We start from the raw sequence: 24,542 nt of genomic DNA, 5'->3' as shown, positions 1-24,542 counted from the left end.
CTTCAGTTCCCCTTGGTCCCCGAGGTGTGGGCCGGACCGCGGAAGACGGCGTTGAGGAACAGCGGCTTCAGCCCTTCCAGAAAGGCGCGCATGGTCACGTCCTGGGTGAAGGCGACCACCTGGCCGCGACCAACCTCTGAGGCCATGGCGACCGGCTTGTAGGCCAGCTGGCGGCGGTTCTCGGCCCACAGCTGGCCGGACGCCAGCACCTGATCCGGGCCGGCCAGACGCACGACGTTGGTTCCCTGGTCGCGGGCCAGCGGCGCATAGATGTCCGAGCCGCGCACCATGACGCTGAGGGTCGGGGCGACGCCCGCGCCCAGCCAGTGTTCGTTGTCGACCACGGCGCTGGCCAGGACGCCCGCGACCGGATCGGGCGCGCCGCCGTGATGGCCGGTCAGGGCCAGGTATTCGGCGTCGGTGGCGATCTCGCTGCCACCGTCCTTCTTGTCCTTGTCGCCGTCGCCGGAGACGGCGCTCTCGCGGCGGCTCTCCAGCAGCTTGGAATCGGCGTCCGTCAGCAGGCGGCTGGCCGAGCCGACGCCGATCAGGACGCCGCCCGCCTGAACCCAGGCGCGCAGGTTGGCGACGCCGCTCTCGCCTAGGGCCTGCTTATAGTCCCCGCCCGACGGCAGAATCAGCACCTGGTAGCGGGACAGGTCGGCGTTCGCCAGGCGGCGGGTGCGCACCGCCGTGACGGGCCAGCCGTATTCGCGCTCCAGCACATGGCGGATGGAACCGGCGGACTCCGGCTCGGTCGGGTCGTCCCAGGCCATGGCGACGCGCGGGGCGGCGATGACGGCGGCCTTGTCCGAGCCGACGCTGGGACCGCTGGAGACCCAGGAGGTGGCCAGGGGCGTCACCTGGGCGCCGCTGCCTGCGGCCAGACGGCGGACACGCTCGTCCAGGTCGTCGGGCGAACCGGCGCGGGGCACGATGAAGGTCCCGCCCGGATAGGCGCGGCCGTCCAGGGTGAAGGGCTCCTCGACCGAGCGGACCGGCAGCTTGTCGGTCAGGGCGGCGGTCAGGAAGCGCATACCCGCCGTGCCCGGATGGATGGCGTAGCCATAGGTCGCGTCGCCCGAGGCCACGGCGGCCGGGCGGATCAGTTCCGGGCCGACGGCGGCCGTCTGGACCGACGGAGCGCCGGTGCAGCGCTGGCTCGGCACGTTGAACAGCAGCGGCAGGGACCAGCCGGTCAGATCATAGATCTCATCGCCCAGACCGCGCGCGCGGCGGGCTTCCTGCTCGGCGAGGAATTTGGGGTCCAGCGGCACGTCCTTGGCCAGCAGGGTCTCGGCCATGCGGCGCTGGGGCTGGGACAGGTTCACGACGTAGTCGCCCGCCTGATAGGTCTGGCCGCAGGCGGAGAAGGCGGCGTTGGCGCGTCCGACCTCCAGCCCCGAACGGACCAGCAGTCCGGCCAGCTTGTCGGCGGCGGCCGGGTCAGCGGCGGCGGAGCGCGACAGGACATAGGCGCCGCGTCCGCCCGAAATCCCGTCGCGGTGGAAGGCGTAGAAGTCGCTGAGCAGCTTCTCGCGGTCGCGGGCGGCGGTCTCGATGGTCGACAGGGTGGCGGTCAGGTGGCCCTTGACCGTGTCGGCGTAGGTCAGCATCTCGCCCGACGACCGGCGCGCCAGCAGACCGCGCGACGAGCCCTGCTCATAGGTCATGGAGACGGCGCCGAAATAGGCGGGCCAGCCGTCGCCATAGCCGGGATAGAAGGCGTCGAAGGTCTCGCGCGTGAAATAGTCCAGCCCGGCCTGATCGAAGCGCCCGGCGGTGTTGCGGCCGAAGCGCTCGCGGGCGTCCAGGATCGGCGGATAGATCCAGGGGTTCAGCGGCTGGGCTTCGGGCGGGAAGAAGAAGCTGGAGTCGGTGCCCATCTCGTGGGAATCGACCACCACCTGCGGGCGCCATTCGCGGATGAGAGCCGAGTGCCCTTGCGTCTCCGGCTGGGACTGGATGAACCAGTCGCGGTTCAGGTCGAACAGATTGTGGTTGAAGCGGCCGGACGGCCACGGCTCGGCCCGCTCGGCCGACAGGGGGTCGCCGTTGGGCTGGGCGCCCAGGCCCGCCTCGAAGCTGTTGATGAAGCGCTCACGCCCGTCGGGGTTCTGGGTCGGGACGAAGACGACCACGACGTTCTCGAGCCAGCCTTGCGCCTCGGCGTCGAGGCTGTCGGTCAGGCGGCGCGCGGCGGCCAGGGCGGCGTCGGCGGGGCTGATCTCATTGCCGTGGACGGAATAGGCCATCCAGACGATGGCCGGGGTGTCGTTGATCAGGGCGCGGGCCTGCTCGGGCGAAGTCTTGCGCGGGTCGGCCAAGGCGTTGGTCGCGGCCTTGATCGCGTCCAGACGGGCGATGTTGCGCGGCGAGCCGACGGCGGCCCAGAACAGCGGGCGGCCTTCCCACGACTGGGCGTAGTCGCCGATGACCACGCGGTCGGGATTGGCGGCGCGCAGCGCCTCGAAATAGCGGCGCACGTCGGCCGAGCGGGTGATGCGATCGCCCGACGCATGGCCCAGAACCGCCTCCTGGGTCGGCGGAGTCTGCTGCGCCAGAACGGGCGTTGCAGCGGCGGCCAGAGCCAGGCTGAGCGCGAACAGAGGCCGCGCGGCGAGACGACGAGACATGAGAACTTCCCCCTGAGAAATGCGAGCTTAGGCGCCGTTTCAGGCGGATGGGAAGGCGGGGCGCCAAAACCGCTTCACGCGGCCTCCGGGACCTAGGGGTCGGCGCCCGTAAGCATGACCGCCCTCCCCGTTTCCGAAGGGTCGATCCCGCGCGGCTGCGGCGCCGGCCACTTCGTCGAGCTTTGGTGCATGTTCCCCCATTTGGATCACGAGCGGTGGCCCTGGACGGACGCGGAGCCTGCCTTGGCCGATACCGTGGCGGGCCGCTGCGCAGCCTGCGTCCGCGATGGCGATCCGAGCGCAGCCGGACGCCCGGCCTGGCCGGTTTTCTAACCGAAAGCGGGCCTGCGGAATGTCAGAGAAGGGCGGGAAGCGGTCCTTCGATCACCCCATGCAGAAGGCGCAGAGCTTATTCCCGTCGAGGTCACGGAAGTAACTGAACCACAATCCCGGCCCCCGAAGGCCGGGAGCGCCTGCACAGGAGCCGCCTAGCTCCCGAGCCTTTGTGTAGAACGCATCGACTTCTTGGCGCGTATCAAAGCTGAAGGCGAACATCGAACCGTTGCCAACCGACGCTGGCCGGCCATCGTGCGGACCGAGCACGGCGAAATTAGGCGTGCGGTTCGCGCCGTACACTCGCCCACCAGAGGGATGCGAAAACGGGTTTGATCCCGGCCGAACCGAGCAGGGCGTCATAAAACGCTTTGGCGTCGTCCAACCGGTTTGATCCGACAGTAGCGTAAACGAGCGCAGCCATTGCGTTTCCTTAGCTTTGCCTTGAAGGGGTTTTCTCCCCTCTCCGCCACCGCTACTGCGACTTTTTTTCAATGTCCGCAGATGTATCGATTGCGGACCTTTGCAGGTCGACCGGCTAAACGTCCAGCTTCAGGCCCGGCGCCAATGTTCGGTTCTGGCGCCGAGCAGCCGGCAAAAACGCTGCGTGGGTGGCGGCCGAGGCGTTTCAACCGTCAGCGGTCCTCGAGCACAATTCGCGACAACTGTGACTCCAATAGACCGGCGGCGCCGCCCGTGTTGGTCAGAACGATGATGGTTATGTCGTCGTCAGGGTAGACGTTCATCACGGCGTCGAAACCGGGCAGAGAGCCATTGTGTCCCACCACACGGTGACCATCGATCGAGTAGTGTTCGAGCCCGAAGGCATAGGGCCCCGGAATCAGGCCTTCCGGCGGAACGCCGGGCTCGCCCGGCCAGTAGACCGCCGTCTGGGTCTCCGCCCCGTTACGCAACAGGCCGGGACCGGTCATTTGCGCCAGCGACGCGGCCGACAGCAGCCGTCCGCCATGAAGCGCGACGTTCCAACGCGCGAGATCCTCGACCGTCGACCGTATGGCGCCGGCGGCGTAGGGCACACTCATCTCCAGGTGGCCCGCGTGACGGAAGGCGCCTGGCTGTCCCCCCGCGAGGCGGTAGCCGGAAGCGCGTCGCGGCGCGATCGCGCCATTGTCGTCGACGGCCGTATCCGCCATGCCCAGACGGTCGAAGATCGTAGCCTTCATGAACTGCGCATAGGGCTGGCCAGAGACCTTCTCGATCACCGATGGCGCCAAACAATCTGCGCGGCCGGTCTAGATGTCTTGTTTCTTACGCCCCAGAATCGACCGCTCCTGGCGTTGCGAGCTAACAGACGTGCCTGGTCGGTCCGCCAGTCTCCGACGCGGCCAGAACAGACCGAAGGCGAGACCGACCAGAAGCAGCGCCTGACCCGTTTGCAGCCAGTCTGGCGAGCCCCCCGGGGCCGCCAGGGAGACAAGCGCGACCGCTGCGACGAACGCGGCGACGACCCATTTGCCTGATCGGTTCGGGAACAGGGCGTTGGTCAGTCGCCAGCTGGCGATCATGCCGATGCCGGTGGAAATCGCGGCCTCGGCTGCAAAGCGAAGCCAGACGTAACCCATGGGCTGAAGCAGGATTGAAACAAGCCAGCCCACGCACAGGGCGGCGATGACATAGGCCACCAAGGCTGTCCCGCTCGCCGCGATCTCATAGGCGACGGCCAGGGTTCTGTGTTGTGGGAAGCGAATAATGCGGTCTCGCGAAAGGGTTGCGTATCAGATGCAGCACCGTGCCCCAGGACGCAACACGCGTCGCCTTAAGTTGGCTAGCCCAGAAGCCAATCCGGGCGCCCCTGCCCCCAAAGCCAATCTTATGAAGCCTCCCCGATGGGTCGAAAGCGGACCTCGGCGCACCTTGGGCCTTCTCACCTGGGCGCCTCGCGGGTCCGAATAACAAAACTCTTTGACATCGCCGCACAGTATGTCGCATACACTGTACATCACACACTATGTGACAGCGAGTGAGGCACGGCGGTGGATCAGGCCCTGTTCGAGACGATGCGGCTGGAGCTGCGGCGCGGGACGCTGGTCCTGGCGGTGCTCGCCTGCCTGCGCACCGAACGGTACGGCTACACCCTGCGTCAGGCGCTGGCGGCGGATGGGCTGGAGATGGAGGAATCCACCCTCTACCCCCTGCTGCGGCGGTTGGAGGGGCAAGGGCTGCTGACCAGCGAGTGGCGCGAGGAGGAGAAACGCAAGAAGCGGTTCTACGTCCTGTCGCCGGGGGGCGAGGCCATGCTGGCGGCCCTGACTGAGGAATGGCGCGGCATCAACGCCTCGCTGGAACGAATTCTCTAACGAGGGATGGGAGAGGGCGCGATGGACATCATCGAACGCTATCTGGAGGCTGTGGCGGCGCAACTGCCGACCGATGACCGCGAGGACATCGTCGCCGAGCTGCGCGACCTGATCCTGAGCCGCGTCGAGGCGCGCGAGGAAGAGCTGGGCCGGGCTCTGACCGACGAGGAGAAGGAGGCGATCCTGCATGAGATCGGCCATCCGCTGATCGTCGCCGCCCGCTATCGCAAGGGACCTGACAGCCTGATCGGGCCTGAGCTTTTCCCCTATTGGCTGTTCGGGGCCAAGGCGGGCCTGACCCTCATCGCGGCGGTGCAGGCGCTGGGGCTGTTGATCCATGTGCTGGGAGCGCCAGCTGATGTCGGCCGGGCGATCGGCCAGGCCTTCCACGGCTTCTTCTCCGGGGCGCTGACTCTGCTGGGGGCGCTAACTCTGGCCGGGGCGGTCATGGAGCACTTCAACATCAAGCCGACCTGGCTGACGAAATGGCGGGTGCGCGACCTGTCGGCCTTCGGCCTGGCCGACCCGGCGAAGTGGGGCGCGTCTCTGGCAGGATCCGAGAAGGCGAAGGCTGAGTGGCTGCCAAAGGGCGCGCGCGTCTGGGGCGTCGCCGTCAACGACAAGCCCGGCGTGGAGGCGCTGGTTTCCCTGATCGTCGCCGGTGTGTTCGTGATGTGGTGGATCGGCGTGATCAGCTTTCCGGGACTGGGCGCAGTCCACTTGAGAGGCGGCGCGGTGGGCATGGAACCAGCGCCTGTGTGGGCGGCCCTCTACGGCCCCATCCTGGCCCTGGCCGTCGGCGGCATGGCCGTGGATGCCATCACCCTGATCCGCGGCCGCGAAGGACGGCTGGGATGGTTCCTGAAGATTCCGCTGGCCGGCGCGGCCCTGTGGGTGCTGTGGCGCCTGTTCGAGGCCGGCTGGTGGTTCACCCTGACCCAGGGCGACGCCACGGCGCGCGTGGAGGGCGGCGCGGCGCAGATCAGCCTGCAGGCGCTGCGGGCCATCAACGAGGCGGGCCGCGATCTGGGCGGAACGGCCTTGACGTTGGGCACGGTGCTGACCTGGGTCTTCGCCATCATGGCCATCAGCTTCGCGGTCAACATCGTGGGCTATATGTGGCGCATCGCGACGGCGAAGGCCTGCTGAGGCGGCAGGGCGCCGCCATGTCCGAAAACCGCGAGACACAGCGGCGTGGCGGGCGCATTCTGACGTCATGGAGATCACTCGCGACAGTCTGGATCAGGAGGCCTGCTACCGGGCGGTCCTGACGCGCGACCCGCGCTTCGACGGGCGCTTTTTCACCTGCGTGAAGACGACGGGCATCTATTGCCGCCCAGTCTGTCCGGCGCGCACGCCCCGGCGCGAGAACATGCGCTTCGTCGCCAGCGCGGCGGCGGCCGAGGAGGCGGGTTTCCGCGCCTGCCTGCGCTGTCGACCCGAGACGGCGCCCGATATGGGCGCCTGGCGCGGCACCTCCAACACCGTCAGCCGGGCGCTGAGCCTGATCGAGGCGGGCGCGCTCGACGACGGCGACGTGGAGGCCCTGGCCGCCCGCCTGGGCGTGGGCGAGCGTCACCTGCGCCGCCTGTTTCGCCAGCATCTGGGCGCCGCCCCGGTCAGCGTGGCCCAGACCCGCCGTGTCCTACTGGCCAAGGCCCTGATCCACCAGACCGACCTGCCGATGGCCGAGGTGGCCATGGCGTCCGGCTTCGGCAGCGTGCGGCGATTCAACGAGACGTTTCAGGCCCTCTACGGGCGGCCGCCGTCGGCGCTGCGGGCGCGGGCGGAGCGGCCGTGGGACGGGGGCGTCAGGCTCAGCCTGCCTTACCGCCCGCCCTATGAGGCCGAGGCCCTGCTGGCCGCCTTGAGCGCGAACGGCGAGACGGTCGGGGGCGGGGTCTGGCGCCGCGCCCTGACGCCCGCGATCGACGGCGCGACGGGCGAGGTATCGGCCCGGTTCGAGGCGGGCGACCGGCTGGCGGTGACGGCGGCGCTGGACGATCTGAAGGCCTTGCCGGGCGTGCTGGCGCGGGTGCGGCGGCTGTTCGATCTTTCGGCCGATCCCGAGGCGATCCGGCGTGATCTGGCTGCTGACCCTGTGCTGGGGCCGCTGGTCGAGGCGCGGCCCGGTTTGCGCTTGCCGGGGGTCTGGAGCGATGAATCGACCGACATGGCCAGCGACCGGCTCGAAGACGAACGGCTGGCGGGGCGAGCCGAGCAATGGCGACCCTGGCGGGCCTATGGCGTGCTGCACCTGCGCGAAGCGGGGATCGACAGCATGACGATCATGGAGAGCGACGATGAAAAAGACGCAGCCTGAAGCCTTTACGCTCGACCGCATCGTGACGCCCGTGGGCGAGGTGCTGCTGGTGACGGACGCGGACGGCGCGGTGCGCGCCTTCGATTTCACCGACTATGAGGCGCGGATGATGACGCTGCTGGCCCGCCACTACGGCAGGGTTCAGCTGACGCCGGGGCGGGCGCCGGAAGCGGTGCGGAACGCCATCGCCGCCTATTTCGGCGGCGAGCTGACGGCGCTGGACGGCCTCGCCGTGAAGACCGGCGGCACGGACTTCCAGCGCGCCGTCTGGGCGGCGCTGCGGACCATTCCCGCCGGGCGGACCTGGAGCTACGGTCAGCTGGCGCAGGCCATCGGCAAGCCTGCCGCCGTGCGGGCCGTGGGTCTGGCCAACGGGGCCAACCCGATCGGCGTCATCGTGCCCTGCCACCGCGTCGTCGGAGCCAACGGAACCCTGACCGGCTATGCGGGGGGGCTGGAGCGCAAACGCTGGCTGCTGGCGCACGAAGCGTCGCAGGTTGGCCCTGATGATGGAACGGGACAGGGGGCGTTTGCGCTGGACTGACAGCGCCCTCCCTTTCGGCGCTCATTTCTGGAGTCTGATATGAACCTGCCCAACGGGGCCCTGGTCGCCGTCGCTGACGGCGAGAAGCTGAGCCTGTTCCGCAACACCGGCCACAACCTCGACATCCAGCTTAAGGCGATGGCGACGCCCGAGATTCCCGAACGCCTGTCCGGCGCGCCGGGCCGCCGCTCCAGCGACGCCAACCCGGACAACGACACTCAGGCCGAGGACGGCTTCGCCATGGGTGTAGCCGAGGCGCTGAACCACATGGCCCTGACCAACAAGTTCGAGGCCCTGGCCGTGGTCGCCGCGCCCAAGACCCTGGGCCAGCTGCGCAAGCATTGGCACAAGACGCTGGAAGAGCGTCTGGTCGGCGAGATCCCCAAGGCCCTGGCTGGCCGTCCGGCCGAAGAGATCGCCGAAGCCATCAGCCGGGCCTGACTATCAAGCGGAGCCATCCAGGAACAGGCGGCAGGCCGGGTTGTCCGTCTCGTCGACGTACGGATAGCCCAGGTCGTCCAAGGCGGCGCTGAGGGCCGCCGCCTGGTCCGGCGGGACGCTGACGCCCGCCAGCACCCGGCCCGCGTCGTCGCCGTGGTTGCGATAGTGGAACAGCGTCAGGGCCCAGGCGGGCTGCAGGCTGTTGAGGAAGCGCAGAAAGGCGCCCGGCCGCTCGGGGAACTCGAAACGCAGCAGACGCTCATGCGGCAGGCCGATGGTGCGTCCTCCGACCATGTAGCGAACATGGAGCTTGGCGGTTTCATTGTCGCTCATATCGACGACGGAATAGCCGTCGGCCATCAGGCGTTTGAGCAAGCTCTCGCGCTCGGCGGCGCCGTTCCGCAGGGCCACGCCGACAAAGATCTGGGCGGTGCCGTCGCCGGACCAGCGGTAGTTGAATTCCGTGATCGAGCGGCCGTCCAGGCTCTGCAGGAAACGGTGATAGTCCTCGCGCCGGTCCGGCATGGCGACGGCGAACAGCCCTTCCGCGCCCTCGCCGATCTCGGCCCGTTCGGCGACGTGGCGCAGACGGTCGAAGTTGACGTTGGCGCCCGAGTTGATCGCCACCAGCGCCCCCGATCCCGGATTGCGCGCGGCCCAGGCCTTGAGCCCGGCAAGCGCCACGGCGCCTGACGGCTCGGCCACCGCGCGCACGTCGTCGAAGATGTCCTTCACGGCGGCGCAGATGGCGTCGGTGTCGACCAGCACGATCTCGTCCAGCAGGTCGCGGCACAGGCGGAAGGTCTCGTCGCCCGCGCGGCGCACGGCCACCCCGTCGGCGAACAGGCCGACCTGATCCAGATCGACGACGCGCCCGGCCTCGATGGCGCTTTTCATCGTCGGGGCCTCGGCCGGTTCGACGCCGATGAGGCGCGTCTCGGGCCGCAGGAAGCGGACGATGGCCGCCACCCCCGCCGCCAGCCCCCCGCCGCCGATGGGGATGAAGACGGCGTCGATCGGATCGGCGTGCTGGCGCAGGATCTCCAGCCCCACCGTGCCCTGCCCCGCGATGACGTCGGGGTCGTCGAACGGGTGGACGACGGTCGCGCCGGTCTGCTTCTCCAACTCGCGGGCGTGGGCGTAGGCGTCGTCAAAGCTCTCGCCATGCAGCACGACCTGGCCGCCCAGCCCCTGGACCGCCGCCACCTTGATGCCGGGCGTGGTGGTCGGCATGACGATGGTGGCCGCCGCGCCGCGCCTGGCCGCCGCCAGCGCCACCCCTTGCGCGTGATTGCCCGCCGAGGCGCAGATCACGCCGCGCGCCAACTCCGCCTGGCTCAGGGCGGCGATCCGGTTGTAGGCCCCGCGGATCTTGAACGAGAAGACCGGTTGCAGATCCTCGCGCTTCAACAGGGCGGGCCGCCCGATCCGCGCCGACAGCCGCTTCAGCGGATCGAGCGGGGTCTCCTCGGCCACGTCATAGACGCGAGCGGTCAGGATGCGGCGGACGGTGTCTTGCACGATGATCTCGGTCAGGCTGCGACGGGAGGAACGAAGCGTGCCCTCGTCTAGGCCAGACCGATCCTTATGAGAACGAAAATTGCGCCCCCTCTCCTGCTCTAAAGCGTCTTCTCCAGAACCACGAAGGCCAGGTCGCGCGTGCGGGGCAGGCCGAAGCGGGGGTCGTCCAGCGGGAAGGGGCGGGTTTCGCCGGTCAGGCGATAGCCGCGCCGTTCGTACCAGGCGATCAGCTCGGCGCGCTGGCGGATGACGGTCATCTCCATGCGCGTGGCGGCGAAGCGGGCGGCGGCTTCGGCCTCGGCGGCGTCGATCAACAGACGCCCCAGACCGCCCGCCTGACGCGCCGGATCGACGGTCAGCAGGCCCAGATAAGCCAGGCCCTGCCCCTGATCTGCGACCTGAACGCAGCCGATCAGGGCGCCGTCGATCTCGGCCAGCAGCAGAAGCCGCGAGGCGTCGGCCAGGATGTCGCGCAGCTCCGCCTCGTCGGTGCGCTGGCCCTCCAGCAGGTCGGCCTCATGGGTCCAGCCAGCCTCGGCGCTGTCGCCGCGATAGGCGCCTTCGATCAGGGCCCGCAGCGCCGGAACATCGGCCGACGCCGCAGGTCGAAAGACCGGGTCGCTCACTGGACGCCCAACTCCGTGATCAGGTGATCCATGCCGTAGACGTCGCGCAGGGCCGTGGTCACGGCCTGGGTGGTGACGATGACGCTGCGGTTGACGTTGCGGTCATAGCCATAGGCGTTGCGCTGGGTCAGGACGGTGGAGTCGAAGTTGGCGCCGATGATCTCGCCCTTGGCGTTGACGGCGGGCGAGCCCGACGAGCCGCCGATGGTGTCGGACGAGACGGCCATGTTCATCACCGCGTTGGGGTCGATGCGGTCCTTGGCGGCCAGCAGCTTGGGCGCGACGTTGAACGGCTCGGCGCCGGTCGCCCGGTCCCACAGGCCGGCGAAGGTGGTGAAGGCGGGAATGCGCTGGCCCGGCACGTCGGTCCCTTCGACCCGGCCGTAGGTCAGGCGCAGGGTGCCGGTAGCGTCGGGGTAGACGGCGTCGCCGAAGACAGCGAAGCGGGCGGATGACAGTTGTTCCGAGGCGCGGTCGGTCGGCGCCTTGACCGTGTTGTCCCACTGGGTGCGGACGGCGCGGGCGTCGGCGTCGATAGCCAGGACGTACTGGATCAGCGGATCGGTCGAGGCCTGGACGGCGGGCAGGCCGCCTTCCCACAGGGCGCGGCGCACGGCCGGATCGGCCAGCTTGGTGCCTTCGACCAGCCGGGCGGACAGGCCTTCGGGGCTCTCCTTGCCCAGCAGGGTGCGGACGTAGGGGCTGTCGACGGTCAGCCATTCGCGCGTCTTGGACAGCCACCATTCCAGACGGACCTGCTCCAGCTCCGGATAGGTCGGGCGGGCGGCGAAGAGGCTGGACTGCACGCCCGGCAGGCGGCTGTCGGCGAACTCGGGCAGGCGCTGGTCGGATGGCTTGGCGCGTTCCTGAGCGCCGCGCACGATGGCCCGCGCCCAGCTGAACAGGGGCGAGCCGCCCGCCACCGAGGTCGTGCCCATGCCGGTGCCGCCTTCCAGCAGGGCCATCGGGGCATAGAGCTCGCGCGCGATCGGCTGGACGCCAGCCAGAACGGCCCAGGGATCGCCGACCTCGGCCGACAGGGCCTCATTCTCGGCCACGCCGCGACGGAAGACGGTTTCCTGACCGGCCAGCTGGTCCATGAAGGCCGGGTCGATCAGGGCGGCCATCCGGCCGCGCCCGCGCTTATAGGTGTTCTCGACGCCCGACAGCGGGTCCATGGCGATGAAGGCCTGATCCTCGCCCTCTTCCGAATAGCGGATCAGACGGCCGCGCAGCTCCGACGCGATCAGCTGGTCCAGCGGCAGGACCACGTCGCGGATGGTCATCAGCTGGGCCTGCGTCAGCAGACGCTGGGTCGAGCCGGGGTTGCCGGTGACGAAGACGGGCTCGCCCTCGGTCGGCTTGTTCGGGTTCCAGGTGAAGTGGGTCGGCGTCGCGGCGGGCTTGCCGTCTTCATACAGACGGATGAAGGCGGCATCGATGGCGAAGCGCGGGAAGGAGAAGTTGTCCAGATCGCCGCCGAAGGTCGCAGCGCGGTCTTCCGGCGCCCAGGCCAGGCGCACGTCGGAGTATTTGCGGAACTTGTAGAGCTTGAACTGGCCGCCGCGATACAGGCTGACGACCTGACAGCGGATCTTGGCGTCATCGCCACAGGCCTCGGTCTCGATGCGGCCGGCCTCGGCCTCGCGCGCCTGGGTGTAGGCCTGGCCGTCCAGACCGGCGCCCGCCTTCTGGACCCGTTCGGTGACGTCGGTGATGTCGGTCAGGATTTCCGCCGAGGCGCCGGGGCATTGCAGCTCTTCCTCGCGGCTCTTGGGCGTGAAGCCGGTCTCATTGTACTGCAGCTGGGGCGTCGACAGATTGGCGACGCAGGACGAGACGCAGTGGTTGTTGGTCATCACCAGCCCCTCGGCCGAGATGACCCCCGCCGAACAGCCGCCGAACTTCACCGACGACAGGCGCACGCGGTCCAGCCAGGCCTGGTCGATGTTCGTGCCCAGCGTCTGATTGGCGCGGGCGATGGGGAAGTTGTCATAGGTCCACATGCCCTCCTCCGCCTTGGCCGAAGAGGCGGCGGCGAAGGCCAGGACGGCGGCCGAGGCGAACAGCATGTGACGCATGAGAAGCTCCTGATTCAGACTCCGGCGAGGAAAAAACAGAGTCTAATTCGTCTGAATAGTCTGAAATCGGCGGGAAGAAAGCTAGCAGGCCGATGCGTCAGACGGGGGCGTAACTTTTCCTCCCTATCGCATGGCGATGGGGAGGTGGATCGGCGGCGAAGCCGACGAGACGGAGGGGCTGCTTGGTTCTGCTGTCGCAGGACCCTCCACCACTTCGTGGTCCCCCTCCCCACGATGTGGGGAGGAGAAAGTCGCCTTTATTTAGCGACGCACGCCCAGTTCGCGCAGCAGGCGCGGCTGGTTGTAGACGTTGCGTAGGGCCTCGGTGACGGCGGCGGTCGAGACCGACACCGTTCGGTTCAGCTCGCCGTCGTAGCCGAACGAGCCGCCCAGCGAGTGGATGTTGCCGTCGAAGGCGGCGCCGATCACTTCACCCTTGGCGTTGATCACCGGCGAGCCGGAGTTGCCGCCGATGATGTCGTTGGTCGAGACGAAGTCGTAGACCACGTCCTTGTTGATCCGGTCCTTGGCGGCCAGGAAACGCTCGGACGCGTTGAACGGCTCGGCGCCGGTCGCGCGCTCATACAGGCCGCCCATGTAGGTGAAGGACGGCACGGTGACGCCGCGATAGGTCCAGCCCTTCACCTGGCCGTAGGACAGGCGCAAGGAGAAGGTGGCGTCCGGATACAGGTTGTCACCGTAGACGGCGAAGCGGGCCTGGGCGACCTTTTCGGCGGCGCGGGCGGTCGGGGCGTTGACCCCGGCGTCCCACTGGGTGCGGACGGCCTGGGCCGCGTCGTCATTGGCCAGGACGAAGGCGATCATCGGATCGCCCGAGGCGGCCAGCTGTTCCGGCGTCATGGCCAGGGCCTCGGCGCGGAAGGCCGGGTCGATCAGGCGGCTCTGCACCAGACGGTCGGCGATGGTTTCGGGGCTTTCAGCGCCCAGCATGGCCTTCACATCGGCGCTGTCGACCGTCAGGTATTCGCGGGTCTTCAGCATCCAGTGCGACAGCTGGATTTCCTCGACGCCGACCGGGATCGGGGCGTCCGAGGCCAGGCGGCGGCCCAGGGCGGCGATGTCGCTGTCGGCGTAGCCGGCGCGGCGTTCGGCGACCGGCTTGGCGCGCTCCTTCGACGCGCGGACGATGGCGCGGGCGTAGGAATATAGGGTCGAGCCGCCGCCGGCGTTCGCCTCAAGCTGGCGATAGGGCAGATACAGGTCGCGGGCCGTCGCCTGCACCTTTTCCAGATCGGCCCAGGGGTCGCCGATGCGCTCGGCCACGGCCGGGTCGGCGGCGACGCGCTGGCGCAGCTCGGCCTCTTCCTGGCGCTTCTTGGCCATGAAGGCGGGGTCCGTCAGGGCGCCCTGCTGGCCGTAGTAGACCTTGAAGCTGTTCTCCAGACCGAAGATGGGGTCCAGCGCGACCCGCTTCTCTTCCTCGCCCAGGGTCGAATATTCGACCAGACGGCCGCGCAGTTCGGCGCTCTGGATCAGGGTGATGGGGATCTGCTGGTCGCGCAGGCGCTCCAGCTGGCTCATGGTCAGCAGGCGCGAGGTCGAGCCGGGGTTGCCCGCCACGAAGGTGGCCTCGCCGTCGGTCGGGGCGTTGGGGTTCCACTTCAGGTGGTTGGGCGAGGCGACCGGCTTGCCGTCCTCATAGGCGCGCAGGAAGGCCGCATCGAGGGCGTAGCGCGGGAAGTTGAAGTTGTCCGGATCGCCGCCGAAGAAGGCCGCCTGGAACTCCGGCGCGAAGGCCAGGCGCACGTCCTCATACTTGCGGAACTTGTACAGGGCGTATTTGCCGCCGCGATAGAAGCTGATGACCTGACACGTCAGCTTGCGGTCGTCGCCGCAGGCTTCCTTCTGGATCTTGTCGATCTCGGCCGAGCGGGCGGCGACGAAGGCGGCGCCTTCCAGGCCCGAGCCGGCGCCCAGGACGCGGTCGGTGACGTCGGTGATGTCGGTCAGGACCTCGGCCGTCTGGCCGGGGCAGGTCTTCTCTTCCTCGCGCGTGGCGGGCATCCAGCCGTTCTTGACGTAGTCGTTCTGGGCCGTCGACAGGTCCTGGACGCAGGAGATGACGCAGTGGTGGTTGGTCAGGATCAGGCCTTCACCCGACACGAACGAGGCCGAGCAGCCCTGCAGGCGCACGGCGGCGTTGCGAACGCGGTCCAGCCAGGCCTGGTCGATGCGCGTGCCGTACTTCTGATTGACCGTCTGGATCGGGAAGGTGTCGAAGGTCCACATCCCCTCGTCGGCGCGCGCGGCCGAGGCGGGAGCGTTGACCACCACGGCGGCCATGCCGAGGGCGGCCAGCGAGGCGGTGAAGGAAAGGGTGCGGCGAAGCGACATGGGCGTCTCCGAGAGGCGGGACACCACGCCCACGCCTTGCTGTTGAAATCGTCACTAAACCCGCGAGGGGCGCCCCCTCAAGCCCCGTAACAAATCCGGCCGAGCCAGCCTTACCCCGATTTAACTTGGCCAAGCGCTGCCAGAGCGTCAGATAACAGTGCAAGTCAGGGGAATGAATACGCGTCATGTCGCTCGCGCTATCCACGCTGCTCTTCGAGTGGCGCCGCTATATGGCCGCCGTCATGGCGCTCGCCCTGTCGGGGCTGCTGGTGCTGGCCATGACCGGGGTCTTCATCGGCATCGGCAAGGGTTTCACCGCCGCCATCGAGCGCTCCAGCGCTGACATCTTCATCATGCAGCCCGGCGCCAAGGCCCTGTTCAGCGGGCCGATGGGCATGCCGCGCCGCTTCGTGCCGCTGGCCTACAACCATCCTGAGGTGGTCGAGGTGAAGACGCTCGACATGTCGGGCGGCAATTTCCAGAACATCAAGAACGTCGACCCGACCGCCACGGCCGCCGATCGCGCCAAGCAGGGCGCGCCGCGCCAGAAGAGCGTCCTGGTCAACATCATCGACACCGCGCCCGGCTCGGTCACCATCCCGCGCGACTATTCCGACGAACTGGTCGAGGCCCTGCGCCAGCCCTTCACCGTGGCGGTGGACGAGACGGCGCTGACGCCGCTGGGCGTCAAGCTGGGCGACAAGGCCCTGTTCAACGGCCAGACCGTGACCGTGGTGGGCGTGCTGCGCGGCTATCCCAACATGATGCAGCCGACCATCGTCATGTCACGCGACAGCTTGCGGATGCTGGGCCAGGCCTTCGAGGGGCCGCGCGTCGGCCCGCTCATGATCCGCATCAAGGACCCGGCCCGCGCCGAGCACGTGGTGGCCCAGCTGAACGCCATGGGCAACGGCCAGTGGAAGGCCTGGACCCGTCAGCAGCTGGCCGACGCCAACGCCGGCGCCATGTTCGAGGAAGGCATTCTGGTCATCATCATCGGCGGCTGCGTCGTGCTGGGGATCATCATCGGCGTGGCCATCACCTGGCAGACCCTGCGCGGCGCCATCATGGCCAACATCAAGGAGTTCGCCTCGCTGCGCGCCCTGGGCGTCGGCATGGGATCCTTGCGCCGCATCGTCATGGAGCTGAGCTTCTGGGTCGGCATGGTGGGGGTCGGCGCGGCCATCCTGCTGACCTGGCTGCTGTCGCTGCTGGCCCTGTCCAACGCCGTCATCATCTCCCTGCCGCCCATACTGCTGATCGTGGTCGGCGGGGGCCTGATCGCCATCTCCATGCTGTCGGGCTTCCTGTCGATGGGCATCCTGAAGAAGAGCCAACCTGCGGACCTGCTGCGATGAACAAACATACGAAAGTTCAAGGCAGGCACGGCGAGTTCGCCCTGGAAGCCAAGGGACTGGTCAAGCGGTTCAAGTCCGGCCGGTCCTATGTCGAGGTGCTGAAGGGCGTGGATTTCGACGCTCGTCACGGCGACCTGACCATGGTCATGGGCCCGTCGGGCTCGGGCAAGTCGACGCTGATCGCCGCCCTGTCCGGCCTGCTGCGGCCCGAGGAAGGGCGCGTCGACGCCCTGGACGTGGACGACCTGTGGAAGCTGTCGGGCGGCAAGATCGACAAGTTCCGCCTGGATCACTGCGGCTTCATCTTCCAGGGCTTCAACCTGTTCCCGGCGCTCAGCGCGCTGCAGCAGGTGACGACGGTGCTGAAGTATCAGGGCCTGTCGCCGGAGAAGGCCAAGAAGCGCGCCGCCCTGGCGCTGGAAGAGGTCGGCCTGGGCCATCGCCTGCACCAGCGCCCGGCGGCCCTGTCCGGCGGCGAGAAGCAGCGCGTCGCCATCGCCCGCGCCCTGGCCAAGGACCCGCAGATCCTGTTCGCCGATGAACCGACCTCGGCGCTGGACGGCGAGAACGGGCAGGTGGTGATCCGCCTGCTGCGCCGGGCGGCCACCGAACACGGCGCGGCGGTCATCTGCGTGACCCACGACCCGCGCCTGGAAGCCTGGGCCGACCGCGTGATCCACATCGAAGACGGCGTGATCATCGACGATCAGCGCCGCACCCCCAATCCCGAAGCCATCCTGGCGTCGCACTGACCCCGATCCCCTTGAGGACCCCCATGCCCGCATTCCTGAAAAACAAATGGCTCTGGATCGGCCTGGCGCTGCTGGTCGTGCTGATCGTCGGCTTCGGCATGATGCAGAAGGCCGGCGCCGCCAAGAAGGCCGAACTGGCGCAGGCCGCCGAGAAGAAGGTCGAAAGCCCCTACTCGGCCATCGCCAACGGCAAGATCGACATCGAAGGCGGCATCATCCAGATCGCGGCGCGCCGCGGCGGCGTGGTGCGCGACGTCCTGGTGCAGGAAGGCGACCTGGTGACGGCCGGTCAGATCCTGGCCCGCCAGGAAGACGACGAGCCGCGCCTGTCGCTGCAGACGGCGGCCGCCGATCTAGCCCAGGCCGAAAGCCAGCTGCGCTTGATCAACGTCGACATCGCTACGGCCCAGCGCGAATACGACCGCCTGGCGAAGCTGGTCGCCACCAACTTCGTCGCCGCCCAGCGCATGGACCAGGCCCGCGACGCCATCGCCCAGGCCCAGGCCCGCCTCGGCTCGCAGCAGGCCGCTGTGCAGACGGCTCGCGCCCGCCGCGATCAGGCCGCCTACAACGTCGAGCTGACGGTGATCCGCTCGCCGGCCGACGGCCGCATCGTGCGCCGCTACGCCAACCCCGGCGCCGGCGCCTCGACCCTGAACGTGTCGAACATGTTCGACCTGGAGCCCGCCGCGCCGCGCATCGCCCGCGCCGAAATCGTCGAGGCCGACATCCCCAACGTCTCGGTCGACCAGGCCGTCGAGATCACCCCTGAAGGCGATCCGACCAAGGTCTATGTCGGCAAGGTGCTGCGCCGCGCCGCCGTCTTCGGCGCCCGCAAACTGGCCTCGGACGATCCGTCGCAACGCACCGACGAGCGCGTTGTCGAGGTGGTGGTCGCCGTCGACGAGGCGCCGCTGCTGATCGGCCAGCGCGTCCTGGTCAAGTTCATGAAGCCGGGCGAGACGGCGGGCGCCAAGCGCGACAACGCCACGACCGGCGTGCCCGCCACGCGCGCCATGAAGGCCCCCGCCCGGGCGTAACTCGGGATCGGGATGAAAACGGAAAGGGGGCCTCGCGAGGGGCCCCTTTTTTGGTTTGCGCCTACTCTTCCGCTCATCCCGGCGTCCGCCGGGGTGAGCGGGTTGTGAAACCTAGTTCCCTGTGAAATCCCCCGCCCGCTTTTCCAGCACCGCGCTCACGCCCTCGATGTGGTCGTCGGTCAGATGGGCCAGGGCCTGCATGGCGGCGGACAGCTCCAGCATCTGGTCGAAGTTCATGTCGCGGCCCTGACGCAGCAGGCTCTTGGCCATGCGCAGGGCCTGGGGCGGCTGGGCGGCGATCTGGTCCGCCGTCTGCATCGCCTCGTCCATCAGCGCTTCGTGCGGGACGACGCGGTTGACCAGACCCCACTGCTCGGCCGTCGCCGCGTCGATCGAGCGGGCGGTGAACAGCAGCTCCGCGGCGCGATTGTAGCCGATGTTGCGCGGCAGCAGCCACGAGCCGCCGTCGCCGGGGATGATGCCCAACTTCATGAAGGGCACGCCGAAGCTGGCGCGCTCGGAGGCGATGCGGATGTCGCCCAGTCCGGCGATGTCGCAGCCCAGCCCCATCGCCGGGCCGTTAACGGCGCTGATCAGCGGAACCTCCAGCCCATAGAGGGCGCGCACGATGCGGTGGACGACGCGGCGATAGCGCTCGCGGATGGCGGCGCCGGAGCCCTCGAACAGGTCGCGGCGGTCCTTCATCGCCTTCAGGTCGCCGCCCGCCGAGAAGGCGCGTCCGGCCCCGGTCATCACCACGCAGCGGATCGAGGGGTCGGCGTTGACGGCGTCGCAGGCGGCGGCGAAGGCCTCGCCGTCTTCCAGGTCCGGCAGGGCGTTGAGACGGTCGGGCCGGTCCAGCGTCCAGACCATGACCGCGCCTTTGCGCTCTTCGACGATCAGACTCATGGCGGGCTTCCTCCTTGCCGGTGAAGCCGCCGGTTTCGGCCAGGGCGCGCGGCGATGGCAAGGGCGGAATTGAAAAACCCCGGTCGTTCTGACCGGGGCTTCTGGCTGGATCATTCAGTCTCGCGACTACGCGCGCGGCCGTTTGATCGTTATGGGCACGAAGTTGGACGGGTGGCTGACCACGCGGTCGCCGGCGCCGTTCATCTGCTTCGTATTCACCAGCATCCCGCCGAACAGGGCGAAGGACATCATGGCGTGCTGGAGATTGCGCTCTTTGTTTTCGTTCATTTTTGGCGTCTCCTTTCGTTGAACGATGAAAGAAGACACGTCGTGCTTTTTGGGACTCTCACCCTGTCAGTCGTTTCGCGTCGAGGATGAATATAGCCGCCTGGCGCGAAAAGTCAAGAAATTATAGTCCGTTCCCGGACTCGTTGTTGCGATACCGTCACGAACCATGCCCGACACGCCCGCCCCCTCCTCCCCGCCCCGCGCCATCGCCAGCCCCTGCGTCATGGTCTGCACCGTCGACGGCGCGTCGGGCCTGTGCCTGGGCTGCCTGCGCACCCTTCAGGAAATCGCGACCTGGAGCCGGATGACCGACGAGGGCCGCGCCGCCGTCATGGCCGACCTGCCGGGCCGCAAGAGCCGGATCGACCCCAGGCTGCTGGGCGAGTGAGCCGGTGGCGATCAACGGTCCGGCGTCAACCTTTCGTTCGCCACGTCGCTTCACCGCATGGGAAGACCCCAGCGGCATAGTCGCCTTCATGATCCGCTTTGACCCGCGCTCCGCTGTCGTTTTCGCCGCCGCCCTGGCGTCGGCCTGCGCCTGCGCCGGCGCCCTGATGTGGTGGGACGGCCCGGCCGAGGCCTACGCCGCCGTCGCGCTGAAGGAGGCGCCGTCGGTGACGCGCGCGGCCGACGGCCACTATTGGGCCGAGGCGACGGTCGAAGGACGGCCGATGCGGATGCTGGTCGATACCGGCGCCAGCGCGGTGACGCTGAGCCGCGCCGACGCCGAACGGCTGGGCGTGCGATTGAAGGCGCACGACTTCAACCAGACGCTGAACACCGCCTCGGGCCAGACGCCGGCCGCGCGGGTGCTGCTGACCTCCGTGTCGGTGGCGGGGGTCGAGCTGACCTCGGTCGAGGCCCTGGTGATCGATCGCGACATGCCCGCAGCCCTGCTGGGGATGAGCTTCCTGGGTCGTTTGTCGGCCTTCGAGGCGCGGCCCGACGGGTTGATCCTGAAAGGCTGACCCTGAAAGGCGGCCTGGGCCTCAGCCGCGCGGGCCGAACGGCACGACCTTATTGTCCCGGTCATGGCCGATATCGGCCGAGCCTAGATAGGGGATGCCGGAGCGCACGCACCAGTGGCGCACGATCTCTTCCGCCGTCAGGCCGAACTCCGGATCATTGGCCGTCACGTCCGACACCCGGCCCAGGCGGATGCCGGCGACGCGGCGGATCGAGGCCTGGCCGGTCAGGTGGAACATCATCCGGTCGACGCGATAGAGCGCCTCGGACACCTCTTCCAGCATGACGACGTGGCCGGTCAGATCCGGCTCGATCGCCGTGCCGACCAGTTCGTTGAGGATGGTCAGGTTGAAGCCGACGGCGGGTCGCGGGTCGCTCAGCAGGGACGGCTCCAGCGACGCCGGGTCGCCATGCCTCATCCAGTTCACGGCGCGCAGCCCCGTGGCGTCATGGCGCGACCCGTCCGAGGCCATCGGTCCGTGCGCCACGTGGGGAAAGCCCGCCCGATACAGCGCCGCCAGCAGGCTGCCGGCGTCGGAATAGCCGAGGTAGCGCTTGGCGTAGGCGTCGGCGGTCAGCTCGGGGATCACCGCCTCGGCGATGCGGCAGGCGCCGTAACCGCCGCGCGCGAACCAGACGGCGTCGATGTCGGGGTCGTTGGCCGTCTCGACCAGGGCCCGGGCGCGGGTGGCGTCGTCGCCGCCGAAATGGCCGTGCACGTCATAGAGGGCCGGGTGCAGCACCAGCTCGACCTCCCCGCCCCGCCAGGTCGCCGCCGCCCAGGCCCGGATCGCCTCGCCGCGCGCCGGTTCGAGACGGGAGCTGGCGTTGACGACGCCGATTCGGAACGGTCTGGTCTGCATGGACAGGATGGCCTTGAGCGTCTTGCGTGCTAGTCAGGCCGGACCTTCCCCGGTTTCCCGCATTGAAATCAAGCCGATGAACAAAGACTACTTCTTCTGCGGCGTCGGCGGCTCGGGCATGATGCCGCTGGCCATGATCGTTCAGGCGCAGGGCGGCCGAATTTCCGGCTCCGACCGCGCCCTCGACCAGGGGCGCTCGCCCGAGAAGTTCGACTGGCTGCGGGCCCATGGCGTCGCCCTTCACCCGCAGGACGGGTCGGGCGTGGTCAGCGCCGATCAGGTGGTCGTCGCCACCGGCGCGGTCGAGGACACCGTGCCCGACATCGGCGCGGCCAGGCGCGTCGGCGCCGTCATCAAGACGCGGCCCCAGCTGCTCAGCGAACTGTTCAACGCCGCCCCGACCTCGATCGGCGTGGCGGGCACCAGCGGCAAGTCGACCATCACCGGCATGGTCGCCTGGATCCTCGATCAGGCGGGACGCGCGCCGACCGTGGTCAACGGGGCGGTGATGAAGAACTTCGCCTCGCCCGACCAGCCGTTCGCCAGCGCCCTGGTCGGCGGACCCGATCTATTCGTGGCCGAGGTGGACGAGAGCGACGGCTCCATCGCCCGCTATGATCCGACGGTCGCCGTGGTCTCCAACATCTCGCTGGACCACAAGTCGATGGAGGAGCTGCGCGAACTGTTCGGCGGCTTCGTCGGCCGGGCCACGACGGCGGTGCTGAACCTGGACAATCCAGAGACGGCGGCGCTGGCCCAGACTCTGGCGCCTGGCAAGGCGATCACCTTCGCGCTGGGCGAAGAAGAGGCCGAGCTGTCGGCTCATGATCTGGCGCCACTGCCGACCGGCATGACCTTCGAGCTGCGCGTGCGCGGCGAGGCGGCGCGGGCGGCGACGCTGCCCGTGCCGGGCGCGCACAATGTCGCCAATGCGCTGGCAGCGCTGGGGGCGGTTCGGGCGCTGGGCGTCGACATGGATCAGGCGGTCGCGGCGCTGGAGACCTTCAGCGGCATCCGGCGGCGGCTGGAGGTGGTGGGAACACAGGGCGGCGTCACCGTCATCGATGACTTCGCCCACAACCCGGACAAGATCGCCGCGACCCTGAAGACCCTGCACGCCTTTGACGGGCGGTTGCTGATCCTGTTCCAGCCGCACGGCTTCGGCCCGCTGAAGCTGATGAAGCAGGAATTCGTCGAGGGCTTCGCCGGGCTGATGCGGCATGACGACGTGCTGCTGATGCCAGAGCCGGTGTATTACGGCGGCACAACCGACCGCAGCGTCGGCAGCGAGGACATCGCAGCGGGCGTGCGAGCGGCGGGACGTCAGGCGCAGGCCCTGGCCACCCGCGCCGACTGCGGCGACCGCATCATCGAGATCGCCAAGCCCGGCGACCGGGTGGTGGTGATGGGCGCGCGCGACGACAGCCTGTCGACCTTCGCGGCGGAGCTGCTGGCGCGGCTCTGACTGTCCGTCCTCGGACCATCCGTAAAATTAGCCTTGCAAAACATTCATTTCCGGCAAAGCGGCTGTTAAGCCGCCTCGCCTAACCCTGCTCCGGCAAGAAGCAAGAGAAGGCTGGGAAATGGCCCGGATAGGAGATTTCGTGGACGCCTCGGCGCCGATGGCGCCCGACGCGTTGGGCGCAGAGGCCCTGGCCCGGTTCGAGGCCGAGCCAGAGACCCTGGTCATCGCCGTGGCCGACGCCGAGGAGCGGCCTGTCGGCCTGATCGAACGCAACGCCTTCACTCTGAAGCTGGCGGCCGAGTTCGGGCGCGCCCTCTATGTCCGGCGGCCGGTCTCGGCGCTGATGGACCCGGCGCCGATGGTGGTGGAGGCCGACGCCTCGGCCGACGTTCTGTTCCAGTCGATGGATGCGGCGGGGCTGGGCGCGCTGCTGAAAGGCTTCATCATCGTCTCGCGCGGCCGCTATGTCGGGGTGGGGGCGGGCCTGCACGTGCTTCAGGCCGGGGTGGCCATCCACAAACGCCGCGCCGAGGCCATGGCCGACCTGGCCCAGAACCTGGTGCGGGCCGAGGCCGAGGCCCGCGCCTCCAGCCGGGCCAAGTCCGAATTCCTGGCCGTGATGAGCCACGAGATCCGCACGCCCCTGAACGGAGTTCTGGGGGTGGCCGCCCTGATGGAGCGGCAGCTGACGCAGGACGACCTGCGGCCTCACGTCCGCACTATTCTGGATTCGGGCGCCAGCCTGCTGCGGCTGCTGACCGACGCACTGGACATGTCGCGGGCCGAGGCGGGGATGCTGACGCTGGAGCCCGCGCCGCTGGACCTCCAGTCGGTGGCCGCAGACCTGTCGGCCCTGTGGAGCCCGCGCGCCGAGGAGAAGGCGCTGGAGCTGCAGGTCGAGGCGGATCTTGACGCCGCCCGCTGGATCGTCGGCGACGAGATGCGGCTCAAGCAGTTGCTGAACAATGTGATCGGCAACGCCCTGAAGTTCACCGAGGCCGGATCCGTCGCGGTGCGGCTGGCGACGGCGCTGGACGAGGGGCGAGTGCGGCTGTCGGCGACCGTGGACGACAGCGGCCCGGGCGTCAGCGACGAGGCGGCGCGCGCCATCTTCGAGCCGTTCAACACCGGCGAGGCGGGGCGACAGGGCGCAGGCGCCGGGCTGGGCCTGGCCATCTGCCGTCAGATCGTGGAGCGGATGGAGGGCGCGCTGACCGTGGAGCGTTCGCCTCAGGGCGGGGCGCGCTTCAGCTTCGAACTGCATCTGCCGCTGGCGGAGCGCGACGCCCGCCGCACCGAGGACCGTCAGGCGTCGCCGACGTTGCATGAGACCCTGCATGTGCTGGTGGTGGACGACCATGCCGCCAACCGCTTCGTCGCGGGCAAGGTGCTGGAGCTGTTCGGCTGCACCCACGAAACCGCCGAGAACGGGCGCCAGGCGGTCGAGCGCGCGGCGGCCGCGCCGTTCGACCTGATCCTGATGGATGTGAAGATGCCGGTGATGGATGGGGTGGCGGCGACGCGGGCGATCCGCGCCCTGCCCGGCCCCGCCGCCGCCCTGCCGATCCTGGCCCTGACGGCCAACGCCGATCCGCGCGACGAGGCCGCCTATCTGGCGGCGGGGATGGACGGGGTGGCGCAAAAGCCGATCCAGCCCGACGCCCTGCTGAACGCGATCCGGCTGGCGCTGTCGAACGGCGAGGCGGCGCAGGCCGCCTGAGCG

At 68.8% G+C, this 24,542-nt stretch carries 22 protein-coding genes and 1 pseudogene; 12 read left to right on the top strand and 11 right to left on the bottom strand.

The window, feature by feature from the left end; genetic code table 11:
- Positions 1-2: 2 nt before the first annotated feature.
- The 4 genes and pseudogenes from H9656_RS09880 to H9656_RS09865 all read right to left on the bottom strand — a co-directional run bounded on the left by H9656_RS09880 (position 3) and on the right by H9656_RS09865 (position 4,612).
- Positions 3-2,636 carry a M14 family metallopeptidase gene (locus H9656_RS09880; RefSeq protein WP_191744090.1) on the bottom strand — a complete coding sequence of 878 codons (2,634 nt, stop codon included), beginning with the start codon at positions 2,634-2,636 and terminating at the stop codon, positions 3-5.
- A 384-nt stretch (positions 2,637-3,020) separates the two neighbouring features.
- A pseudogene (locus H9656_RS09875) lies at positions 3,021-3,393 on the bottom strand (VOC family protein).
- A 211-nt stretch (positions 3,394-3,604) separates the two neighbouring features.
- Positions 3,605-4,192 (bottom strand): serine hydrolase domain-containing protein, encoded by a 588-nt coding sequence (locus H9656_RS09870; protein WP_191744089.1) that lies wholly within the window; start codon positions 4,190-4,192, stop codon positions 3,605-3,607.
- A gap of 30 nt (positions 4,193-4,222) precedes the next feature.
- The gene (locus tag H9656_RS09865) at positions 4,223-4,612 is read right to left on the bottom strand and encodes a hypothetical protein (protein WP_191744088.1); all 390 of its coding nucleotides are present in this window, start codon (positions 4,610-4,612) and stop codon (positions 4,223-4,225) included.
- Between the two features lie 375 nt (positions 4,613-4,987).
- On the opposite strand from H9656_RS09865, the gene H9656_RS09860 reads away from it, so the two are divergent.
- The 5 genes from H9656_RS09860 (at position 4,988) to H9656_RS09840 (ending at position 8,595) form a co-directional block, all read left to right on the top strand.
- Positions 4,988-5,287, top strand: a complete 300-nt coding sequence (locus tag H9656_RS09860; RefSeq protein WP_046652788.1) for a PadR family transcriptional regulator — start codon at positions 4,988-4,990, stop codon at positions 5,285-5,287.
- 21 nt (positions 5,288-5,308) lie between these two features.
- Positions 5,309-6,436: a hypothetical protein gene (locus tag H9656_RS09855; RefSeq protein WP_191744087.1), complete on the top strand. Its 1,128-nt coding sequence runs from the start codon at positions 5,309-5,311 to the stop codon at positions 6,434-6,436.
- A 67-nt stretch (positions 6,437-6,503) separates the two neighbouring features.
- The gene (locus H9656_RS09850; RefSeq protein ID WP_191744086.1) at positions 6,504-7,610 is read left to right on the top strand and encodes a bifunctional transcriptional activator/DNA repair enzyme AdaA; all 1,107 of its coding nucleotides are present in this window, start codon (positions 6,504-6,506) and stop codon (positions 7,608-7,610) included.
- Entirely contained in the window at positions 7,591-8,154 is a 564-nt protein-coding gene (locus tag H9656_RS09845) for a methylated-DNA--[protein]-cysteine S-methyltransferase (RefSeq protein ID WP_191744085.1), read from the top strand. The genes H9656_RS09850 and H9656_RS09845 overlap by 20 nt, the downstream gene beginning before the upstream one ends.
- A 39-nt stretch (positions 8,155-8,193) precedes the next feature.
- Complete coding sequence (locus H9656_RS09840; protein WP_191744084.1) at positions 8,194-8,595, top strand: host attachment family protein; 402 nt, start codon at positions 8,194-8,196, stop codon at positions 8,593-8,595.
- A gap of 3 nt (positions 8,596-8,598) precedes the next feature.
- Here the strand turns inward: H9656_RS09840 and ilvA are convergent, their stop codons facing one another.
- The 4 genes from ilvA to H9656_RS09820 all read right to left on the bottom strand — a co-directional run bounded on the left by ilvA (position 8,599) and on the right by H9656_RS09820 (position 15,178).
- Positions 8,599-10,116 carry a threonine ammonia-lyase, biosynthetic gene (gene ilvA / locus H9656_RS09835; protein WP_191744083.1) on the bottom strand — a complete coding sequence of 506 codons (1,518 nt, stop codon included), beginning with the start codon at positions 10,114-10,116 and terminating at the stop codon, positions 8,599-8,601.
- Positions 10,117-10,214: 98 nt separating this feature from the next.
- Positions 10,215-10,742: a GNAT family N-acetyltransferase gene (locus H9656_RS09830; protein ID WP_191744082.1), complete on the bottom strand. Its 528-nt coding sequence runs from the start codon at positions 10,740-10,742 to the stop codon at positions 10,215-10,217.
- A complete protein-coding gene (locus tag H9656_RS09825) occupies positions 10,739-12,823 on the bottom strand; it encodes a S46 family peptidase (protein ID WP_191744081.1) in 2,085 nt (694 codons plus the stop codon). Before H9656_RS09825 ends, H9656_RS09830 begins: the two co-directional genes overlap by 4 nt.
- A 261-nt stretch (positions 12,824-13,084) precedes the next feature.
- On the bottom strand, positions 13,085-15,178 hold the full coding sequence (locus H9656_RS09820) for a S46 family peptidase (protein WP_191744080.1): 2,094 nt from the start codon (positions 15,176-15,178) through the stop codon (positions 13,085-13,087).
- A gap of 185 nt (positions 15,179-15,363) precedes the next feature.
- Here H9656_RS09820 and H9656_RS09815 point away from each other — a divergent pair, with 185 nt between their 5' ends.
- From H9656_RS09815 to H9656_RS09805, 3 genes are read left to right on the top strand one after another with little or no spacing between them, the layout of a single operon-like run.
- Complete coding sequence (locus tag H9656_RS09815; protein WP_191744079.1) at positions 15,364-16,536, top strand: ABC transporter permease; 1,173 nt, start codon at positions 15,364-15,366, stop codon at positions 16,534-16,536.
- The gene (locus H9656_RS09810) at positions 16,533-17,288 is read left to right on the top strand and encodes an ABC transporter ATP-binding protein (RefSeq protein ID WP_191744078.1); all 756 of its coding nucleotides are present in this window, start codon (positions 16,533-16,535) and stop codon (positions 17,286-17,288) included. Before H9656_RS09815 ends, H9656_RS09810 begins: the two co-directional genes overlap by 4 nt.
- A gap of 23 nt (positions 17,289-17,311) precedes the next feature.
- On the top strand, positions 17,312-18,328 hold the full coding sequence (locus H9656_RS09805) for an HlyD family secretion protein (protein WP_191744077.1): 1,017 nt from the start codon (positions 17,312-17,314) through the stop codon (positions 18,326-18,328).
- 111 nt (positions 18,329-18,439) lie between these two features.
- Here the strand turns inward: H9656_RS09805 and H9656_RS09800 are convergent, their stop codons facing one another.
- Both H9656_RS09800 and H9656_RS09795 read right to left on the bottom strand, forming a co-directional pair.
- Positions 18,440-19,237 (bottom strand): crotonase/enoyl-CoA hydratase family protein, encoded by a 798-nt coding sequence (locus tag H9656_RS09800; protein ID WP_191744076.1) that lies wholly within the window; start codon positions 19,235-19,237, stop codon positions 18,440-18,442.
- Positions 19,238-19,363: 126 nt separating this feature from the next.
- Entirely contained in the window at positions 19,364-19,525 is a 162-nt protein-coding gene (locus tag H9656_RS09795; RefSeq protein ID WP_167309526.1) for a hypothetical protein, read from the bottom strand.
- A gap of 166 nt (positions 19,526-19,691) precedes the next feature.
- Here H9656_RS09795 and H9656_RS09790 point away from each other — a divergent pair, with 166 nt between their 5' ends.
- Both H9656_RS09790 and H9656_RS09785 read left to right on the top strand, forming a co-directional pair.
- Positions 19,692-19,913, top strand: a complete 222-nt coding sequence (locus H9656_RS09790; protein WP_191744075.1) for a DUF1289 domain-containing protein — start codon at positions 19,692-19,694, stop codon at positions 19,911-19,913.
- Positions 19,914-20,001: 88 nt separating this feature from the next.
- Complete coding sequence (locus tag H9656_RS09785) at positions 20,002-20,493, top strand: retropepsin-like aspartic protease family protein (protein ID WP_191744074.1); 492 nt, start codon at positions 20,002-20,004, stop codon at positions 20,491-20,493.
- Positions 20,494-20,514: 21 nt separating this feature from the next.
- Here H9656_RS09785 and H9656_RS09780 read toward each other — a convergent pair whose 3' ends face one another.
- Positions 20,515-21,354, bottom strand: a complete 840-nt coding sequence (locus H9656_RS09780; protein WP_191744073.1) for an LD-carboxypeptidase — start codon at positions 21,352-21,354, stop codon at positions 20,515-20,517.
- Positions 21,355-21,430: 76 nt separating this feature from the next.
- On the opposite strand from H9656_RS09780, the gene H9656_RS09775 reads away from it, so the two are divergent.
- Positions 21,431-22,819, top strand: coding sequence for a UDP-N-acetylmuramate--L-alanine ligase (locus tag H9656_RS09775; protein WP_191744072.1), 1,389 nt, complete (start codon positions 21,431-21,433; stop codon positions 22,817-22,819).
- Positions 22,820-22,937: 118 nt separating this feature from the next.
- Positions 22,938-24,539, top strand: a complete 1,602-nt coding sequence (locus H9656_RS09770) for an ATP-binding protein (RefSeq protein ID WP_191744071.1) — start codon at positions 22,938-22,940, stop codon at positions 24,537-24,539.
- Positions 24,540-24,542: the final 3 nt, after the last annotated feature.

The sequence above is a fragment of the Brevundimonas guildfordensis genome (assembly GCF_014836405.1).
Lineage (GTDB): Bacteria > Pseudomonadota > Alphaproteobacteria > Caulobacterales > Caulobacteraceae > Brevundimonas > Brevundimonas guildfordensis.
This window is presented reverse-complemented; position numbering and strand designations above follow the sequence as displayed.